Annotated in this window: 19 protein-coding genes and 1 tRNA gene; 9 read left to right on the top strand and 11 right to left on the bottom strand. The window is 63.6% G+C overall.

All coding sequences use genetic code 11. From position 1 onward, the window contains the following. Positions 1-24: 24 nt before the first annotated feature. Together AC0V7N_RS14115 and AC0V7N_RS14110 are read left to right on the top strand one after the other, a co-directional pair. A complete protein-coding gene (locus AC0V7N_RS14115) occupies positions 25-498 on the top strand; it encodes an ADP-ribosylation factor-like protein (protein WP_496627899.1) in 474 nt (157 codons plus the stop codon). A gap of 3 nt (positions 499-501) precedes the next feature. Further along, positions 502-1,572, top strand: coding sequence for an adenylate/guanylate cyclase domain-containing protein (locus AC0V7N_RS14110; protein ID WP_475458423.1), 1,071 nt, complete (start codon positions 502-504; stop codon positions 1,570-1,572). 349 nt (positions 1,573-1,921) lie between these two features. Here the strand turns inward: AC0V7N_RS14110 and AC0V7N_RS14105 are convergent. Next, positions 1,922-1,997, bottom strand: a tRNA-Ile gene (locus AC0V7N_RS14105). A 134-nt stretch (positions 1,998-2,131) separates the two neighbouring features. On the opposite strand from AC0V7N_RS14105, the gene AC0V7N_RS14100 reads away from it, so the two are divergent. Next, positions 2,132-2,845, top strand: a complete 714-nt coding sequence (locus AC0V7N_RS14100) for an SIMPL domain-containing protein (RefSeq protein ID WP_475458421.1) — start codon at positions 2,132-2,134, stop codon at positions 2,843-2,845. 177 nt (positions 2,846-3,022) lie between these two features. Here AC0V7N_RS14100 and AC0V7N_RS14095 read toward each other — a convergent pair whose 3' ends face one another. Then, positions 3,023-3,394: a hypothetical protein gene (locus AC0V7N_RS14095; protein WP_475458419.1), complete on the bottom strand. Its 372-nt coding sequence runs from the start codon at positions 3,392-3,394 to the stop codon at positions 3,023-3,025. A gap of 141 nt (positions 3,395-3,535) precedes the next feature. Next, positions 3,536-3,982, bottom strand: coding sequence for a YcgN family cysteine cluster protein (locus tag AC0V7N_RS14090; protein WP_258582123.1), 447 nt, complete (start codon positions 3,980-3,982; stop codon positions 3,536-3,538). Between the two features lie 47 nt (positions 3,983-4,029). Here AC0V7N_RS14090 and AC0V7N_RS14085 point away from each other — a divergent pair, with 47 nt between their 5' ends. The 3 genes from AC0V7N_RS14085 (at position 4,030) to AC0V7N_RS14075 (ending at position 7,303) form a co-directional block, all read left to right on the top strand. Next, positions 4,030-5,502, top strand: coding sequence for a hypothetical protein (locus AC0V7N_RS14085; RefSeq protein WP_496627898.1), 1,473 nt, complete (start codon positions 4,030-4,032; stop codon positions 5,500-5,502). 20 nt (positions 5,503-5,522) lie between these two features. Then, positions 5,523-6,455, top strand: a complete 933-nt coding sequence (locus AC0V7N_RS14080; RefSeq protein WP_496627897.1) for an OmpA family protein — start codon at positions 5,523-5,525, stop codon at positions 6,453-6,455. Positions 6,456-6,784: 329 nt separating this feature from the next. Further along, on the top strand, positions 6,785-7,303 hold the full coding sequence (locus tag AC0V7N_RS14075; RefSeq protein WP_475458414.1) for a TIGR00645 family protein: 519 nt from the start codon (positions 6,785-6,787) through the stop codon (positions 7,301-7,303). Between the two features lie 261 nt (positions 7,304-7,564). Here the strand turns inward: AC0V7N_RS14075 and AC0V7N_RS14070 are convergent, their stop codons facing one another. The 3 genes from AC0V7N_RS14070 to AC0V7N_RS14060 all read right to left on the bottom strand — a co-directional run bounded on the left by AC0V7N_RS14070 (position 7,565) and on the right by AC0V7N_RS14060 (position 10,131). After that, positions 7,565-8,431: an SDR family oxidoreductase gene (locus AC0V7N_RS14070; RefSeq protein WP_475458411.1), complete on the bottom strand. Its 867-nt coding sequence runs from the start codon at positions 8,429-8,431 to the stop codon at positions 7,565-7,567. Between the two features lie 102 nt (positions 8,432-8,533). Beyond that, on the bottom strand, positions 8,534-9,250 hold the full coding sequence (locus AC0V7N_RS14065; protein ID WP_496627896.1) for a LuxR C-terminal-related transcriptional regulator: 717 nt from the start codon (positions 9,248-9,250) through the stop codon (positions 8,534-8,536). 8 nt (positions 9,251-9,258) lie between these two features. After that, complete coding sequence (locus AC0V7N_RS14060; RefSeq protein ID WP_475458408.1) at positions 9,259-10,131, bottom strand: S1C family serine protease; 873 nt, start codon at positions 10,129-10,131, stop codon at positions 9,259-9,261. A 168-nt stretch (positions 10,132-10,299) separates the two neighbouring features. Here AC0V7N_RS14060 and AC0V7N_RS14055 point away from each other — a divergent pair, with 168 nt between their 5' ends. Then, the gene (locus AC0V7N_RS14055) at positions 10,300-11,250 is read left to right on the top strand and encodes a S1C family serine protease (RefSeq protein WP_475458406.1); all 951 of its coding nucleotides are present in this window, start codon (positions 10,300-10,302) and stop codon (positions 11,248-11,250) included. Positions 11,251-11,259: 9 nt separating this feature from the next. On the opposite strand, the gene AC0V7N_RS14050 is transcribed toward AC0V7N_RS14055, so the two are convergent. Further along, positions 11,260-11,685 carry a VOC family protein gene (locus AC0V7N_RS14050; protein ID WP_475458404.1) on the bottom strand — a complete coding sequence of 142 codons (426 nt, stop codon included), beginning with the start codon at positions 11,683-11,685 and terminating at the stop codon, positions 11,260-11,262. A gap of 66 nt (positions 11,686-11,751) precedes the next feature. Here AC0V7N_RS14050 and AC0V7N_RS14045 point away from each other — a divergent pair, with 66 nt between their 5' ends. Continuing rightward, positions 11,752-12,345, top strand: a complete 594-nt coding sequence (locus AC0V7N_RS14045; protein ID WP_475458402.1) for a TetR/AcrR family transcriptional regulator — start codon at positions 11,752-11,754, stop codon at positions 12,343-12,345. 54 nt (positions 12,346-12,399) lie between these two features. Here the strand turns inward: AC0V7N_RS14045 and fabF are convergent, their stop codons facing one another. The 3 genes from fabF to AC0V7N_RS14030 all read right to left on the bottom strand — a co-directional run bounded on the left by fabF (position 12,400) and on the right by AC0V7N_RS14030 (position 15,523). Then, positions 12,400-13,704, bottom strand: coding sequence for a beta-ketoacyl-ACP synthase II (gene fabF / locus AC0V7N_RS14040; RefSeq protein WP_475458399.1), 1,305 nt, complete (start codon positions 13,702-13,704; stop codon positions 12,400-12,402). 140 nt (positions 13,705-13,844) lie between these two features. Then, positions 13,845-14,426, bottom strand: a complete 582-nt coding sequence (locus AC0V7N_RS14035) for a TetR/AcrR family transcriptional regulator (RefSeq protein ID WP_475460321.1) — start codon at positions 14,424-14,426, stop codon at positions 13,845-13,847. 140 nt (positions 14,427-14,566) lie between these two features. Beyond that, positions 14,567-15,523, bottom strand: a complete 957-nt coding sequence (locus tag AC0V7N_RS14030) for a LysR family transcriptional regulator (protein ID WP_475458397.1) — start codon at positions 15,521-15,523, stop codon at positions 14,567-14,569. Positions 15,524-15,633: 110 nt separating this feature from the next. On the opposite strand from AC0V7N_RS14030, the gene AC0V7N_RS14025 reads away from it, so the two are divergent. Beyond that, the gene (locus AC0V7N_RS14025) at positions 15,634-16,269 is read left to right on the top strand and encodes an FMN-dependent NADH-azoreductase (RefSeq protein WP_475458395.1); all 636 of its coding nucleotides are present in this window, start codon (positions 15,634-15,636) and stop codon (positions 16,267-16,269) included. Between the two features lie 55 nt (positions 16,270-16,324). Here the strand turns inward: AC0V7N_RS14025 and AC0V7N_RS14020 are convergent, their stop codons facing one another. After that, positions 16,325-17,533 carry an ROK family transcriptional regulator gene (locus AC0V7N_RS14020; RefSeq protein WP_475458393.1) on the bottom strand — a complete coding sequence of 403 codons (1,209 nt, stop codon included), beginning with the start codon at positions 17,531-17,533 and terminating at the stop codon, positions 16,325-16,327. Positions 17,534-17,640: the final 107 nt, after the last annotated feature.

The following is a 17,640-nucleotide window of genomic DNA, read 5'->3' as shown; positions in this document are numbered from 1 at the left end:
CAAGATGTTGCAAAAAAGATCTGCATGCTGGGCGGGTTCTCTGTCGGCAAGACGAGCCTGGTCCGCAGGTTTGTGCAAAGCATCTTTTCAGAAACCTACCTGACCACGGTGGGCGTGAAAATCGACAAGAAGAGTGTCGCACTACCGGACAAAACCGTGGATCTGATTTTGTGGGATTTGGCCGGCGAAGATGATATCGGCTCATTCCGCGTCAGCCATGTGCGAGGTGCGACAGGGCTCGTGCTTGTCGTCGATGGAACCCGCGCCGCTACTCTTGCCGCAGCGCTCACGCTGCGCGAGCGCGTCGAGGCCGAATTCGGCGCTATGCCGTTTGTATTGCTGTTCAACAAATCCGATTTGGCCGATAAGTGGGTGATACCGGATGGAGAGATTGATGAACTGAGGCAACGCGGATGGCAAATCTATCTGACAAGTGCGCTTTCGGGCGAACATGTCGATGACGCGTTTCGTCAACTTGCTTCGATGGTCACGAAATAGACCATGCATAGATTGCCAAGAGAAGTCGGAAAATGGACCTACAATTTCTTCTACAACGAGCACTCTATCGCATATGTGAAAATTGACGCCCAGCTTTGCATAGCGACGAAGGGCGGTAACGTTAAACATTACGGGCTCTCATCGCTTCGCATTGGTAAGCCTGTTGCCGATCAGCTTGAATTCATGGAAGGTTTGCTGCCTTGCCCGGAGCTTCCATATCATATGCCTATGGTCGAACTGCCCAGCGGCCGTGTCGCGGATCTTCATCTTTTTGCTGACGATGACTGCGTGTGGCTGCTCTTTCTCGACGTCACTGCCGAACGAGACAATAAGCGGCGGCTTCAACAGAAGGCTTATGAAATGACGCTCCTGCAAGAGAGGGAGCGTCAACTCAACGAGAAATTACAATCGATGAACGAGGCGTTGAGGGAGAGCCAAGAGGGATTGCAGCGCGAATACCAGCGCGCCGAAACCCTGCTCCTCAACATTCTTCCGGCGTCGATCGCGGAGCGGTTAAAGTCAGACGAACAAATTGCCGACAACCACGCAGAGGTAAGTGTGCTTTTTGCCGACATCGTCGGTTTTACGGAAAGAGCGCGGAGCGTCGGAGCCGTGACGACGCTCGCTATTTTAAATTACTTCTTCAAGGCGGCGGATCGGCTGTCGGACCAATACGGCTGCGAAAAGATCAAGACAATCGGCGACTGCGTCATGGTGGTCGCTGGCATGCCCGCCGCGCGATCCGATCATGCAGAAGCCCTCGCGCGCTATGCACTTGAGCTGCGGGAGGCGGTTCAGCACGAACGCTTCGCCGGAGAACGGCTAAGGCTCAGAATTGGAATTAACTCAGGACCAATCGTCGCGGGCGTCATAGGCAAAAGGCGGTTTGCCTACGACCTGTGGGGCGAGACCGTTAATCTCGCCGCACGTATTCAAACGTCCGCGGAGCCCGATGAAATCCGTATTTCGGATGCAACCCGCAGACTGCTTGGGCCAAATTTTGCTTGTGACCCACTCGCGGAAACGGAACTGCGTGGTACAGGTAGAGTGCGAATGTGGCGCCTCCCGGCTTGATTTGCCGCTTGGCGGTGCCGACCCTGGAGCGCATCACCCGGTGCAGGCGTACCGCGTGATCGTCGACGGCCGGCGAAGGGAACGTGATCAGACGGTTGCGGTGATAATGATAGTTGGAGAATGCGATCAGCGATTCGCTTCGACTGCGGTAATGCCATCTGAGAGACCTTTCGGAGATAGCCGCGCTTCGTCGCGGAATTCTTGGGCTCTTCGAACGTCTTCGCCGGCAAGGTGTCTGAGATCACCAGCAATGCCGTCAGGATCGCCACGTCGGCTGGACAGTTTGACGTCCCGACAACGCTCAATTCAACTCAAAGAACTAAGCGTAAGCCACTGATTTGTAACAAGTTGGTGGGCCCGGAGGGACTCGAACCCCCAACCAAGCGGTTATGAGCCGCCGGCTCTAACCATTGAGCTACAGGCCCCACGCGGGCTGGATTAATGTTTTTCGCATCGCGGCACAAGGCTTTCCCGCCAGGCTTTCGCGGATCGCCCAAATCAACCCATAATCGCGCTCTACTCGACCTTGGCGACTGGATCGCAGACCAAGGAGATTTTCATGACCAAATACGTTTTGCCCCTCGCGCTCGCCGCTGCAATCGCTTTTCCGGCGATGGCTGGAGCCGCCGATTCGCCGACGCCCGCCCGCATCATTGTTTCGGGCGAAGGTGAAGCGACCATCCCTCCCGACCTGGCGTTGCTGTCGCTCAGCGTGATGCGCGAAGCCAAGACGGCGCGTGCGGCACTCGACGCCAACAACGACGCCATGGCCGCCGTGATCGCGGCGATGAAGGCGGCGGGCATCAAGGATCGCGACCTGCAGACCGCGGGCATCCAGATCAACCCGCGTTACAACTACACCAACAAGCCGGACGGCAGCCAGGAGGCCGAGCTTGTCGCCTACCAGGTGACCAACACGCTTGCGGTGCGCGTGCGCGACATCGACAAGACCGGCGAAATCCTCGACAAGGCCGTGTCGCTCGGCGTCAACCAAGGCGGCGGCATCTCCTTCACCAATGACAACCCGGCAGCGACCATCGACGCGGCCCGCAAGAAAGCTGTGGCCAGCGCAATCGCCAAGGCCAAGACGCTTGCGGAAGCCGCCGGCGTGAGCATTGGCCGGGTGCTGGAGATCTCCGACCAGAACATCGCCCCGCCGCCGATGGCGATCAACGCCAAGGCCTTCGACGCCGCCGCCGGTGCGGCAGTGCCGACGCAAGCCGGCGAGAACGCCTACAACGTTCAGGTCACCGTCACCTTCGAACTGAAGTAAGCAGCCCAAATGATGCGTGGTCGAGCCTTGCCCGGCCACGCATATGCCTTCGGCAAACGCTGTGCATGAAAAACCCCGCGGGATCGCTCCCGCGGGGTTTTTCGAGCCGCACCCGTCGGATAGAGACAGGGGCTCTGCTAGCACAGGCTAACCCTCACAGAGGGTTAGCCGCAAACCTCAGCGATAGATGACCGGGCAGCCGCGCTCGTTGGCGAACACGATGACGACGCGGTCGCCGTCCTGGCGGCCCATCACCTTCACAGTGCGGCGGCTGACGTCGACGATGCGGGCGCGGTCAAGGCCCATGCGCTCGGCCTTGTCGAGGGCGCGATCCGGCGAGCAGCCGCGGCGCCAGCCGTCACCGCGCCAGTCGTCACGGCGCTCATCGCGGCGATGCCGATAGCCATCGTCGCCGGCGTAGACGCCGAAGCGCGGATCCTGGTTGTTGCCGAAGCCGAGATAGAGGCTGTCGGCGTGGGCGGGAATGGCCGCCAGCGTGCTGAGGCCGACCAGCGCCGAAAGGGCCGCCGTCTTGATCTTGTTGTACATGGTTCTCTCTCCTTGTTGCGGGCTTGCGCCCCTCCTCGTGAAACCGATGCAGGGAGAATGCACTGGCCTGCCTGAACTGTTTACGAACCCGCCGTTCATCTGCGGTTCATGTGGCGGATGGGCAATGGTGTAACGCTGGCCTTACGGCTCGTCGTCCAGCATATAGTCAAAATAATCCTCAGGCTCGGCCAGCTCGGTCTCGCTCGCCTTGACCCGGCCGCGCATCGAGATGCCGGCCTCGTGCACGGTCTCGGCGCTGCCGGACACCAGCCGATGCCACCAATAGAGGTCGCGGCCCTCGGCCACCAGCCGGTAGGCGCAGGTGCTGGGCAGCCAGCTGATGGTGCGCACATTCTGCGGCGTCAGCCCGACGCAATCGGGGACGCGCGCCAGCCGGTTGGCGTAATCCGAGCAGCGGCAGGTTTGTGCGTCGAACAACCGGCAGCCGACGCTGGTCCAGTAGATCTCGCCGGTATCCTCGTCCTCGAGCTTCGACAGGCAGCATTTGCCGCAGCCGTCGCACAGCGATTCCCATTCGGCTGGGCTCATCGCTTCCAGCGTCTTTGTTTTCCAGAATGGCGTTTCCATCCTGGGGATGTGGCCCCGGCCGCCGCCGAGGTCAAGCGCGGCAACGGTTGAAATGGGCCGCAATCCGGCCGTATGACACGAAGTTGCCTTCAAAAGGCCGGCCAATCGCCCCGTACAACTTCTATCGCTGCCAAACTGGAACCAATCGGGCTAAGATCGGTTTCGGCAAGGATGGGACCCCACAAGGAGAGTTTTCGATGAAACGCCAACCACGGATTCTGGCAGGCACCGCACTTGGCCTGTTGATGGCATCCGCGCCGTTGGGCGCGTACCCGCTGCAAGGCAATGCCGCGTTCGGCCCGGCCCAGCGCACGTCAGCCCCGTTCACTTTGGCGCAAGCCGCTTGCGCCGAGGGCGAGTCGGCCGAAGCCTGCGCACAGAAGCAAGGAAAGAAAAAGCAGGAGCAGCCCGCCCAGGCGGAGCAGCCGGCGCAAGGTGAGCAGCAGCCGCGCAAGAAGCGTGACCAGCAGCAGCAGACCGAACAGGCGCCTGCCGAGCAACCTGCGCAAGGCGAGCAGAAGCCACGCAAGAGGCGTGATCAGCAACAGCAGACCGAACAAGCCCCCGCAGACCAGCAGGCGCAGCCGGAACAGCAACCGCGCAAGAAGCATAACCAGCAGCAGCAAATCGAGCAGGCGCCCGCTGGCGAGGCCGCTCCCGCAATCGACGAACAGCAGCCGCGCAAGAAGAAGCGCGACCAGCAGCAACAGACCGAACAGGCGCCAGCCGGCGAAGCCGCTCCCGCAACCGATCAACAGCAGCCGCGCAAGAAGAAGCGCGATCAGCAGCAACAGACCGAACAGGCGCCAGCCGGCGAAGCCGCTCCCGCAACCGACCAACAGCAGCCGCGCAAGAAGAAGAGCGACCAGCAGCAGCAGACCGAGCAGGCACCGACCGGCGAGGCCCCGGCTGGCCAGGCTGAACCCGCCAACGACAACCAGCCGACCAAGCCCGGCAAGAAACACAAGAAGGACCAGCAGAAAGCGGCGCCCGCCGAGCAGGCCCCGGCAGTAACGCCAGAAGCCGCCCCGACGCCGAAGGAAGCCCCTGCCGGCGAAGCGACACCGAAGATTACACCGGCTCCCGCCGGCGAGCAGCCAGCGGTCCAGGACAAGACAAAAAAGCACGGCAAGAAACCGGCTGGTGAGCAGCCTGCCACCGGCCAGCAGCCGGCCAATGGCGAACAGCCGCAGACAGGCAAGCAGCCCGTGACTGGTGAACAACCGGCCACCGGCGAGCAGCCAGCCAACGGCAACAAGGCCGCGCCTGTCCAGGGCGAAACCCCGGTGCAGGGCGAAGCACCCGCCGACAAGAACGCTGCCCCCTCCTCGACAGCCAGAAGGACGCCGAGCGCAAAGGTGGCCGCAAGCATGGCGACAAGAACGGCCAGCAGAATGGCGAGCAGCAGAGTGGTGGCCAGAACGCCCAGCAAGGTGGCGATCAAGGCCAGAAGCCGGTGGTCGCTCCTGTCGATCAGGGCCCGCCGCCCGCCGACGACAAGGCCGCCCAGCAGCAGATAAAGCCTGAAAAGTTGGTCCCGGTGACCGAGGAAAAAGGCAAGCGCCTAGATCGCGCACCCGACGAGAACATCCGCGACCGCCGCCGTCCGAAGGGCGTCGACGTGCTCAAGGAGATCGGCGACCGCGTCATCATCCAGCTCGGCGGCCAGACGATCGTCCAGAGCGATGAAGGCTCGCGCATGAATCGCGGTGCCAAGGACGTCTATTACGAGGACCTCCCGCAAGGCCGTCGACGCGAGACGGTCGAGCGTGACAATGAAGTCCAGATCGTCACCATCCGCAACCGCTACGGCGATGTCATCCAGCGTTCGCGCATCACGCCGGACGGGCGCGAATATGTGCTGAGCTATGTCGACGAGCGGAACTATCAGGATGAGGGCGACTGGCGCGATCCCGGCGACGACCTGCCGCCGATGCGGCTGACCATCCCACGCCGCGACTACATCCTGGATTCGGAGGATGTACAGAGCGCAGACGACTACTACACCTTCCTCGATCAGCCGCCGGTGGAGAGGGTCCAGCGTCTCTATTCGATCGACGAGGTCAAGCGCTCGGCTCGCGTGCGCGACATCGCACGCCGCGTCGACCTCGACACGCTGAACTTCGAATTCGGTTCGTCCTCGATCTCCGACACCGAGGTGCAGAAGCTCGAGGGCGTCGCCAACGCCATGGAGAAACTGCTGAAGAAGAACCCGGCCGAGACCTTCCTGATCGAAGGCCATACCGATGCCGTCGGCAAGCCGGAGGCCAATCTGGCTTTGTCGGACCGCCGCGCCGAAGCGGTTGCCGAAGCGCTGACCAATGCCTTCGGCATCCCGCCGGAAAACCTGACGACACAGGGCTATGGCGAAGAGTATCTGAAGATCAACACGCAGGCACCCAACCGCGAGAACCGGCGTGTCGCCATCCGCCGCATCACCTCGCTGGTGGCGCCTGTCGCCAGCAACAATTGACTTGGCTTTCCAGAGGCTTGAAGTGGCTTCTGGAATCAGGTCGGCAAGCAAGTCCCATCCCGGTCAGCCGGGATGGGACGGAGTGCGGACCACATGCCCTGGGTCAACAAGATTTGTACGGGCATTGGAGCCGGCTCATTGAATCGCGGGCTCGCACACCCCAGATTCTGGTCTGGGCGTTCCCTGCCCCATCCCGACTCCAGCGGGATGCATTGAGCCCCGCCGGCCCCCTCCGGCGGGGTTTTTGCTCCCCAATTTATCTTGCAAACGGGAGCAGCGTGGTCGAAATACGGTCCACTCCGAAAAAGAGAACCAAGCGGAACCATCCTATGAAGCGTCTCGAACTTGCTATCGAATCGATCATTCTCGCCTCGCGCTGGCTCCTCGTCGTCTTCTATATCGGATTGGCTCTGGCATTGGCCGTCTACGCGCTGTCCTTCGGCAAGAAGCTCTACGAGTTCGTCACCGTCGCCTTCACGCTCGGCGACACCGACACCATCCTGAAGATGCTCGGCCTGATCGATGCGGCACTGGTCGCTTCGCTGGTGGTGATGGTCATCATCTCGGGCTACGAGAACTTCGTCAGCCGCTTCGACGACCAGGATGGTGGCGTCCATTGGCTGGGCACGATCGACGTCGGTTCGCTGAAGGTCAAGGTCGCCTCGACCATCGTCGCCATCTCGTCCATCCACCTCCTGCAGGTGTTCCTCAACTCGTCCTCCTACACCACCGAACAGCTGATGTGGCTGACCATCATCCACCTTGCCTTCGTCGTCTCCGCCTTCATGCTCGCCTACATCGACCGGCTGATGGGCCTGAGCAAAGGCAAGAAGGACGAGATAGGCTGACACTCGACGCGGACTGGCCAAAAAACTTCGTCATCCCAGGGCGAAGCAGCCGCGCAGCGGCGTCGCGAAGACCCTGGGATCCATTCCGTGACATCAGCCGTAGAGTGCAGGGGTGCAGAATTCTGGACCGTGGCGACGCTCCGGAGTCCCGGCATGGATCCCGGGGTCTGCGCCGCGTCGCTGCGCTCCTTGCTTCGCCCCAGGATGACGAAGCTACGCCTGCTGGAACTATCTCGAAATGATGTGCTCTGCGTCGAAGGGCTAGTAGATATTCTTGATCTTGCTGTCCGTCCGCGCAAACACTTCGTCGGGCACGAAAAAGTCGCCGGCCAGCGGCCCGGTCGCGCCTGGTGAATAGACCGAAAAGTCGCTGACGCCCTCGGCGCGCAGCACCTCCTCGTCGATGTAGAAATTGCCTGATGTCTCGCGCGACGGTCGCATGAAGATGGCGCGCGCGGCATCGGCCATGATGTCGGGCGACCGGCTCATTGCCGCCACCGTCGCACCGCCCAGAAGATTGCGCACCGCCGCCGTGTCGATGGTCGAGATCGGCCACAGCGAATTGACCGCGATGCCGTCCCTGGCGAACTCCACGCTCATCCCCAGCGTGCACATCGACATGCCGAACTTGGCCATGGTGTAGGCGACATGGTTCTTGAACCACTTGGCCTTCATGTCGAGCGGCGGCGCCAGATTCAGGATGTGAGGATTGCCGGCTAACTTCAAATGCGGAATGCATGTTTTGGACACCAGGAAGGTGCCCCGCGTGTTGATCTGGTGCATCAGATCGTAGCGCTTCATGTCGGTCTCCAGCGTGCCGGTGAGCTGGATGGCGCTGGCATTGTTGACGCAGATATCGATGCCGCCGAATTTCTCGACAGTTTTCGCGACCGCCTCGGCGACCTGCGCCTCCTCGCGGATATCGCACAGCATAGGCAGCGCCTTGCCGCCGGCCTGCTCGATCTCCTCGGCCGCCGTGTAGATCGTGCCCGGCAGCTTGGGATGTGGCTCGGCGGTCTTGGCGGCGATCGTCACGTTGGCGCCGTCACGCGCCGCACGCAGCGCAATCGCCAGCCCGATGCCGCGTGATCCGCCGGAGATGAACAGCGTCTTTCCCTTGAGCGACATTTCCTGCGCCTCCCTTGTAACAGAGCAGGCGCGAACCTTTGCGCGGCAGACGACCACAGCGCAAGGCCAGATACGCCCGACACCGGTTACGCTGCGTAGGGTTTAAACCAGCACCAGCCCTTGCCGCATCGCAATCGCAATGGCGTCCGTGCGGTTGGCGGCGCCGAGCTTGATCAGGATCGCGGCGACGTGAAATTTCGCCGTATGAACGGAAATGTTGAGCCGCCGCGCGATCACCTTGTTGGGCGCGCCTTCGGCGAGCAGCGCCAGCACCTCGGCCTCGCGCGGTGACAGCGACGGGCGGGGGGCAACACCATCGTCGAGCTGTTCCTCACCGAACAGCCCGCCTTCGTTTCCAACTCTGTTGGCTGCATCACCACGATCGAAATCGTCATGGCGATCCGGCGTCGAGCGCCCGTCGCCGGACACCCGGTAGCCGGCCGCCGCCAGTCTGACGGCAGCCGCGATCAAAGTTGCATTCGCAGCCAACGGCAGCACGGCAAACACCAGGCCTTCTGGCCGGATAGCGCGCACGGAGAGCAGAACTTGTGGGGGCGGAGTGTGGCCTGCCCTCACCCGATCGATCCAGGCCGCGCTGTTGGCAACAACGTCATCGACGATGGCGACATCGGCAACCCCGCCGCCGGCCACGACCGGCAGCAGATCGTCCGACATGGCAAGCGAAGCCGACAGGCGCTCGGCGCGCGCGGCATCGCGCAGTGCGATCAGCACCACGAGCTGGCGTTCGCCGCTTGCCACTTCCGGCCCAGCCACATCAGGCCCAACCACGTCTAGCCTCGTCAGCGTGTCGCTTTCCATCAGCCCTCTCAGCTCAGCGGCTTCTCGCCGATAGTCAGCACAACATCACGCTGTTCGCCGCCGCGCACCACGCCAAGCGTCACCGAAACACCGGCGCTGTCGGGTCCGAGCCGGCGGATCAGGTCGCGCGGACCATGCACGGCCTCGCCGTTCCACGCCACGATGATGTCGCCCAGCGACAGGCCGGCGGCCTTGGCCGGGCCGTTGTCGTCGAGGCTCATCACCATCGCGCCATGCGCATCGCGGTCACGCACCGGGTGCAGGCCGGCGCCAAGATAGCCGCGTGCGACATGGCCCTTTTCACGCAGCGTCGCCACCGCCCGCTCGATCGTCTCGTAAGGCATGACCAGCGCACGGCCACGCGGCCCGAACAACAGCATGCCGATCAGCGCGCCCTTGGCGTCCAGCACCGGGCCTCCCTCGAAGCGGCCGCCGGCGCCGACAGCCAGGTTGATGCGCCGGTCGATCGTGCCGCCGCGCATCGAGCGCCAGGCCGGGCCGACTTCGCCGACCGAGCCCGACACCGCCAGCGCCGAGCCCTGGCTGTTGCCGATGGCAATGGCGATGTTGCCCGGTCGAACGGCATCGGCCTTGGCAAGGACAGGTGCTGCGGCCGCATCCGCGGGCTTCAGCAGGGCGACACCAGTCGACGGATCGCGGCCGACCAGCTCGGCCTTCGCCGTCTCGCCCGAAGCCAGCGTCAGTTCGATCTCCTCGCCGGCCTCGACAGCCTCCTCGGCGGTGACGAAATAGCCGTCGCCCCAATGGAAGGCGCTTGCCGTGCGGTGATGATGGGTGGCGAAGCTTGCCGTTGCCGGCGCCGCCTTGGCCGCGAGATCGGCGATGGCGTCGGAAAATGCGCTCAGATTAAAATCGCTCATAGTGGTCTCCTGGGTTCTGTCATGCCCCAGATATCGCTCGGCAGCGCCCCCGGAGGTACTCGCCTGACGGCTAGTTGCTGGTTTGACTGGCCATCTGGTCAGGTCGCGGCGGTTCCGACCGCTCCGCACATATAGTCACGATCAAGCCTGAAAACACGGAGCCCGCTCATGGCCCTCGCCGCCCAGAAATTCGAACCCGATGACACGCTGCTCGACGCCTATTCCATGACGGTCGCCGATGCCGTCGACCGTATCGGCCCGGCCGTCTGCCGCATCGAGCGTATTGGCGGCCAGGGCGGCCATGGTTCCGGCTTCGTCATTGCGCCGGACGGACTGGTCGTCACCAATTTCCATGTCGTCGGCGACGCCAGGACGGTCCGCGTCTCGATGCCGGACGGCGCCTCCAGCGAGGGCCGCGTGCTCGGCCGCGATCCCGACACAGACATCGCGCTGGTGCGCGCTGACGGCAGCTTCGCCGATGTCGCGCCGTTGGGCGATTCCAAGCGGCTGCGGCGCGGCCAGATCGCCATCGCCATCGGCAATCCGCTCGGCTTCGAATGGACGGTCACATCAGGCGTCGTCTCCGCCCTTGGCCGCTCGATGCGTGCTTCGACCGGGCGCCTGATCGACGACGTCATCCAGACCGATGCCGCACTCAACCCCGGCAATTCCGGCGGGCCGCTGGTGTCGTCGGCCGGCGAGGTCATCGGCGTGAACACCGCCATGATCCATGGCGCGCAAGGCATTGCGTTCGCGGTCGCCTCCAACACCGCCAATTTCGTCATTTCGGAAATCATCCGCTTCGGCCGCGTGCGCCGCGCCTTCATCGGCGTCTCGGCCGACACCACCAATTTGCCGCGCCGCGCCGCCCTCCTGTCGCAAGTGTCGACCAGCACCGCTGTGCGGCTGCGCAGCGTCGAGAAGGAGGGCCCGGCGGCCAAGGCCGGTCTTAAAGAAGGCGACATCATCGCCGCGATCGATGGCCGCCCGGTCACCGGCGTCGACGACCTCGTGCGCATGCTCGACGCCGAACGCATCGGCCGCGAAACGCTGTGCACGGTGGTGCGCCGTACCGGCGTCAGCCAGGTGGCGGTGACGCCGGTAGCGCGGGCGAGTTGAGGCCGCCGCTCAAGCCCCTGCCGCCCCCTCGGCGTACTGCGCCAAAAATTCCGCGCTGGGCGGGATCGGCTTGATGATATCGATCAGGACGCCGTTGGGATCCCTGGTGATGAAATGGCGCTGGCCGAAGGGCTCGTCGCGTAGCGTTCGCAGGATCGGCAGGCCGGCGGCAACGACGCGCTCATAGACCGCGTCGGGATCGCGGACCTCGAAATTGATCAGCAGGCCTGACGTGCGCCCCCGCCCCTCTTCCGGGATCGTCTCGTGGTCGCCCTGGACGATGCCGAGGTTGACGCGTTTGTTGTCGACCGACTGCAGATGCACATACCAGTCGCTTTCAAACAGCGGCTGGAAGCCGAAATGCCTGACGTAGAAGGCCGCCGTGCCGGCGACGTCGCCGGTCATCAGCACCGGGTAATAGCTGGTGGTCTTCATCTTTCTTTCTCCCTGGACATAACATACAGTCTGTATGTAAATTGAATTAACATACAGGCTGCATGTATGCAACAAGAATCCGCGCGCCGTTCCAACCGCGACCGCACCGAGGCGACGCGCGCCGACCTGATCGCGGCGGCGCGAAAACTGTTCACCGAAAAATCCTATGCCGAGACCGGCACGCCTGAGATCGTCGCCGCGGCCGGCGTGACGCGCGGCGCGCTCTATCACCATTTTGCCGACAAGCAGGCGCTGTTTGCCGCCGTGGTCGAGCAGGAGGCACAGGCGGTGGCGCAAGAGATCGACCGCGCTTCGCCATCCTCGCTCGAAGCCCGTGATGCACTCATCGCCGGCTCCGACGCCTATCTCGCCGCCATGCGCGCCCCCGGCCGCACCCGGCTGTTGCTGCTTGATGGGCCGGCCGTGCTTGGCCGCGCCGTCATGGATGCGATCGACAACCGCCACGGCAACCGTTCGCTGCGCGAGGGCCTGGTCGCGGCAATGCGGGCCAACACGATGACGCGATTGCCGGCCGAGGCACTGACCGCGCTGCTAGCATCCGCCTTCGACCGCGCAGCACTTGCCATCGAGGCCGGCGCGTCGGCCGAGGATTACCGCGCCGTTCTCATGGCGCTGATTGACGGACTTTCCCGCGCCTGACGCGATTGGTCGGTCACTTGGTCGATCGCAACGCAGCGACGGCCAGAAGCAAGTTCAGCCAGAGGATCCTTCCGCGCTAGCGCTGGATGACGTGTCCGTCCAGCGCCGGAACAACGCACTGGCGTTGACCCCTCCAAAGCCGAAGCCATTGGAGATCGCGTAGTCCATCTCCATTGGCCGGGCCTGGTTTGCGACGAAGTCGATCCCGTCGCCGGCCGGATCGGGGGCGGTCAGATTGAGCGTCGGCGGCGCGACCTGATCCCTGAGCGCCAGGATCGTGAAGATGGCGCCAAGCCCGCCGGCCGCCCCCAGCAGATGTCCGGTCGCCGCCTTGGTTCCGCTGACGGCTATGCTGAAATCCGCGCCAAAGAGACTTTTGATCGCCTCGATTTCCCCGGCATCGCCGACCGGCGTGGAGGTGGCGTGCGCATTGAGGTGGCGGACGTCCCGTGCTGAAATGCCGGCTTGGCTGATCGCGATCTCCATGGCTCGGCGCGCACCGTCGCCATCCTCGGGACCGGACGTGATGTGATAAGCGTCCGCCGTTGTGCCGTAGCCGACAAGCTCGGCGAGCGGCTTGACGCCGCGCGCGAGCGCGTGGCTCAACGCCTCGACGACCAGGACACCGGCTCCCTCGCCCATGACGAAGCCGTCGCGCAACATGTCGAACGGACGGGAGGCCTGATCGGGACGGTGATTGAAGGATGTCGAGAGAGAGCGTGCCGCCGCGAAACCGCCGAGACTGACCGCGTTCATGCAGGCTTCGGTTCCGCCGCACACCGCGATGTCGGCTTCATTGGCGCGGATAAGACGCGCCGCATCGCCGATCGCCTGAATCCCGGCCGCGCACGCCGTCACCGGAGCACCAAGCGGTCCCTTGAAGCCGTATCGGATCGAAATTTGTCCCGCTGCCATGTTCACCAAGAACGATGGCACCGTGAACGGCGAGAGACGCCGAACCCCGCGCTGATCGACGGTCCGCACAGCTTCGGTTATCGCCGGAAATCCTCCGACACCCGAAGCGATGATCGTCGCGGTACTGGCCTTGTCATCGTTCGAGACTGGTTTCCACTTGGCCTGGGACAGCGCTTCTTCCGCCGCCGCCAGTGCAAAGAGAATGAAGCGGTCTGCCTTGCGCTGTTCCTTCGGAGCCAGGACAGTGTCGGGATCGAAGCCAGCTTCAGGGTCTTCCTGCAGCGAAGGAACCGTTGCGCCGATCTTTGCCGGCAGGTCTCCCACCACATCCTCCGCAAGCCTCCGGATGCCCGAGCGACCAGCCAGCAGCCGGGACCAGGAAGTCGCCACGTTGGCTCCGAGCGGGCTAACTGCTCCCATGCCTGTAATAACGATACGACGCATGTGTACTCCAGCTGTCATTCTGTCGGGTCTCTTCGCGCGACGGTGTCATGCCGACGCTTGATCGCGATCACCGCTTGTTCATTTCGGCGAAGGAACGCCTGAGGTCGTCAAAGGTGCGCGCAATGCGTACCGGAGCGGAGCTATTCTCGCGAAGCCGCAATTCGCTTGACTTGGCCAGCAGCAGCACTGAGAAAACGCTGCGACATCTCTTCATCTTTCAGGATACGGGAGATCGTTACGGCACCCACCATGAGCGACAGCATCGCCATGGCTTTGTGGTGGTCTCCCGGTGCTTCAGCAACAGGCATCAATTGGTCGAGAATCTCGAGGTGAGCCGCGATGCCATCCTGGAATGGCTCTCTCACCTCCTCGCTTTGACGCGCCGCGTCCGAGCCAAGCGCCACCAGAGGACAACCCTCGCTCTTCGTTTCGCGATGTCCGGGTGAAAGGTAGAAACCGATCACGGCCTCAAGTGGGTCAGGGCTTGCGGCGGCAGCGGTCGACCATCTCCGGGTCGCGTGCTCCATCGCCCGCCTTGATGCTTTTGCAGCCAGATCGTCCTTGGAATCAAACTGCTTATAGAATCCACCCTGAGTGAGGCCGGCGCTCTTCATCAGGTCCTTCAGCCCGATACCATCGAAGCCATGCTCTCGAAAAAGCCGGCTCGCGGCGTTGATGACCGCTTCGCGATTTGCCTCCGCCTGCGCACGACTCACTCTCATGTCGATCTCAATTTGGATTTCATTCGACATTAATATCAGAGATAGAGTTAGATCACAATCTATTTGAAACACCACCCGCCAACAAGGGAAACGGCAACGCCTTTCTGCGGCCTGACGTCCTGGTTCGGCCATCGCCGAACTCACCCCTGCGCGTTGGAGATTTCCGGCTCCTCTTCAGGCACCTCGCCCGGCTCGAACTCGTTGAAGCAGCCGAGCCCGCTCTTGAACCGGTCGATCAGCCAGGCCGCCGCCGGCTTCGGGGTGCTGTCGTTGCGGTACATGGCAAACATCGGCGAGCGCACCTCGCTAAAGGGTTCGAGGTCGAGTTCCACCAGGCGACCAGTGGCCAGGTCGTCGGCGATCAGCCAGCGCGGCAGGCCGCCCCAGCCCAGCCCCTCGCGCATCAGAATATGCTTGGTGCGCACATCCGTCAGCCGCCAGGTGCGGTAGGCGAAAACGCCGAAGTCGCGTCCCTTGGTGCGTTCGGACTGGTCGGTGACGACAAGCTGGGTGTGCTCGCGCGCATCCTCGATCGCCACCGGTTTCGGCAGCAGCGCCAGCGGGTGGGTGGGCGCGGCAGCCAGCACGATCGACATGAAGCCGATGCGCACAAGGTGAATGTCGTGGACCTCGCCAAGCAGGCCGCCAATGCCGAGATCGGCCTGCCCGCTGACGACATGGTCGGGAATCAGGCCGAGCGTGCCGATATGCAGGCGCAGCATCACGGTGGGGAACTGCGCCTCGAACGCCTTCAGCACCCGCACCAGCACCGGCGAAGGCAGCGCTGAGTCGACCGACAGCGCGACCTCGGCCTCCAGCCCCTGATGGTGGCCGTCGACGCGCGAGCGGATGCGCTGCAGCACGCCGATCATGCGGCGCGCATCCTCCAGCATCGCCCGGCCGATTTCGGTCAGTTGCGGCTCGCGCGTGCCCTCGCGCTCGAACAGCTTCAGCCCAAGCTGCGCCTCGAGATTGGCGATGCCGTAGCTGATGACGGACTGCGCCCGGTTGAGCTTGCGGCCGGCGGCCGAGAAACTCCCGCTATCGGCAACGGCGACAAATATCTGAAGCTGGTCGAGGGTCGGGTTGGGTTGCATCGGTGTATCTATTTTGTGGATGGATCGTATAGAAAATATACCAGTTTATCTGATGGATTGATAGCCCCATATGTGGCGGGACAATTCAATTCCCACTGGAGAGACCCGCTATGTCCATTCTTCTCGTTACCTCGAGCCCGCGTGGCTCCGCTTCGCACTCGACCCGCATCGCCACCGAATTCGCCGAAAAGCTCGTCGCCGCCGACCCATCGAACACGCTTGTCGTGCGCGACCTCGTGGCGAACCCGCTGCCGCATATCGATGCCGACTATTCCACCGGCATCTACACACCCGCCGAAGCCCGCACCGCGCGCCAGGCTGAAGTGGTCGGCGTTTCCGACGTCGTACTGGACGAGCTGTTCGCCGCTGACACGGTGATCCTCGCCACCGGCTTCATCAACTTCAACATCTCCTCGACGCTGAAGTCGTGGGTCGATCACATCGCCCGCTCCGGCAAGAGCTTTGCCTATGGCGAAGGCGGCCCCAAGGGCCTCGTCACCGGCAAGAAGGTCTACATCGTGCTGGCTTCGGGCGGCATCTATTCCGAAGGTGCGGCCGTACAGTTCGATCACGCCATTCCCTATCTGCGCGGCGTGCTCGGCTTCCTCGGCATGACCGATGTCGACGTCATCCGTATCGAAGGCGTCGGCATGGGCCCTGACGCGGTGACCGCCGCACTCGCCAAGGCGACCGCCAAGGTCGACGCCGTGGTGGCAGCCAGCCAGCAGGTTGCCGCGGCTGCGTAAGGCTGCCGATCATCTGAACTGGAAAGGCAGGCGCCGGGCGCCTGCCTTTTTCTTATCAAGCGTCCTTTGCGTCGTCCTGCTGGACCTCGGACAGCGGCGGCAGCACGACAGCCGGATGGCGGCCTTCGCGCAGCATCAGCCCGAGACTGTAGTCGACGGCCAGCTTCATGGCACCGAGCGCCGTGCCGCCGTCTTCCAGCGAACTGACGGCGATCCGTGTCGGCCATGCAAGTTCCGCCGCGACGTGCTCGACGTTTTCCGTCATCAGCGGGTTTCTGCCGACACCGCCGCCAAGCACGATCAGGCCGGGGTCAAGCATGCCGATGCAGCCGGCCGCCAGCCTGCCGATATCGGCAGCATGGCGCGCGACGGCCGCTATTGCCGGCGGCGAGCCCTCGAGCGCGCGCGCAAACAGATCCTTGGCCGAGTCGGGCGGCGCGCCTTCCCCGGCGGGCCAGTCGACACGGCAGCGCTCGATCAGCGCCCGCGAGCCAAGATAATGTTCGAGCCCTTCACGATAGGGCGTCTCGCTGGCCGACCACGGAAACGGCATGCGGCCGATTTCGCCGGCCGCACCGCCGGCACCGCGAAACAAGCGTCCCTCAGTGATGAAGCCGAGGCCGACCCGCACGCCAACCTGCAGAAAGGCGAAGGTCTGGTGGCCTTGCGCGGCGCCAAAATGCATCTCGCCAATGGCCGCGCAGTTGACGTTGTTTTCGAGGATGATCGGCACTTCGACACTCCGCCGCAGCAGGCCGAGCACGGCGGACGGCCCACCGGGCCGGTCGAAGCGATCGTTGGAGACGATGCGCGGCACGGCCACCGCAATGGCACGCAGCGCGCGAAAACTCTTGGCCACCCTGGCCATGGTGGCACGCGCCACCGACAGCACGACGGCGCCGACCGCGTCGGCATCGCCAGCTATCGTTTCCGGGATGGGTTCTTCGATCGATGCCAGCTTCTGTGCGTCCATCGAATAGGCGACGGCGCGCACCTGGGCGGCGCCGACGTCGACGCCGATCGCGTAGCCGGCGCCCGGGCCGATGCCGTAGATCGTCGCCGTGCGGCCAATGGCGCCACGCTCCAGCCCGCGCGAGGCAACGAGGCCGAGCGCACTCAGCTCCGACACCGCCGCCGACATGGTCGGCTTCGACAGGTCGAGCATGGCGCCAAGCTTCGGCCGCGTCACCGGCCCGTGCGCGGCAAGCACGCGCAGCACGGCCCGGGCGCTGTCGGTCAGATTGGGGATTTCCGCAGCCGCCATCTCAGCCGTTCGACCTTTGCCCTGAAATCCTGTTGTCGTCGGTCGCGCGCGAAATCACCGGCACGACTCACAGGTGCATGCATGTTCCCCTGAATGCCCCATCGCCC

The sequence above is a fragment of the Mesorhizobium kamtschaticum genome (assembly GCF_056174585.1).
The sequence above is the reverse complement of the archived record's forward strand: the minus strand, read 5'-3'. Positions and strand labels throughout refer to the sequence as shown.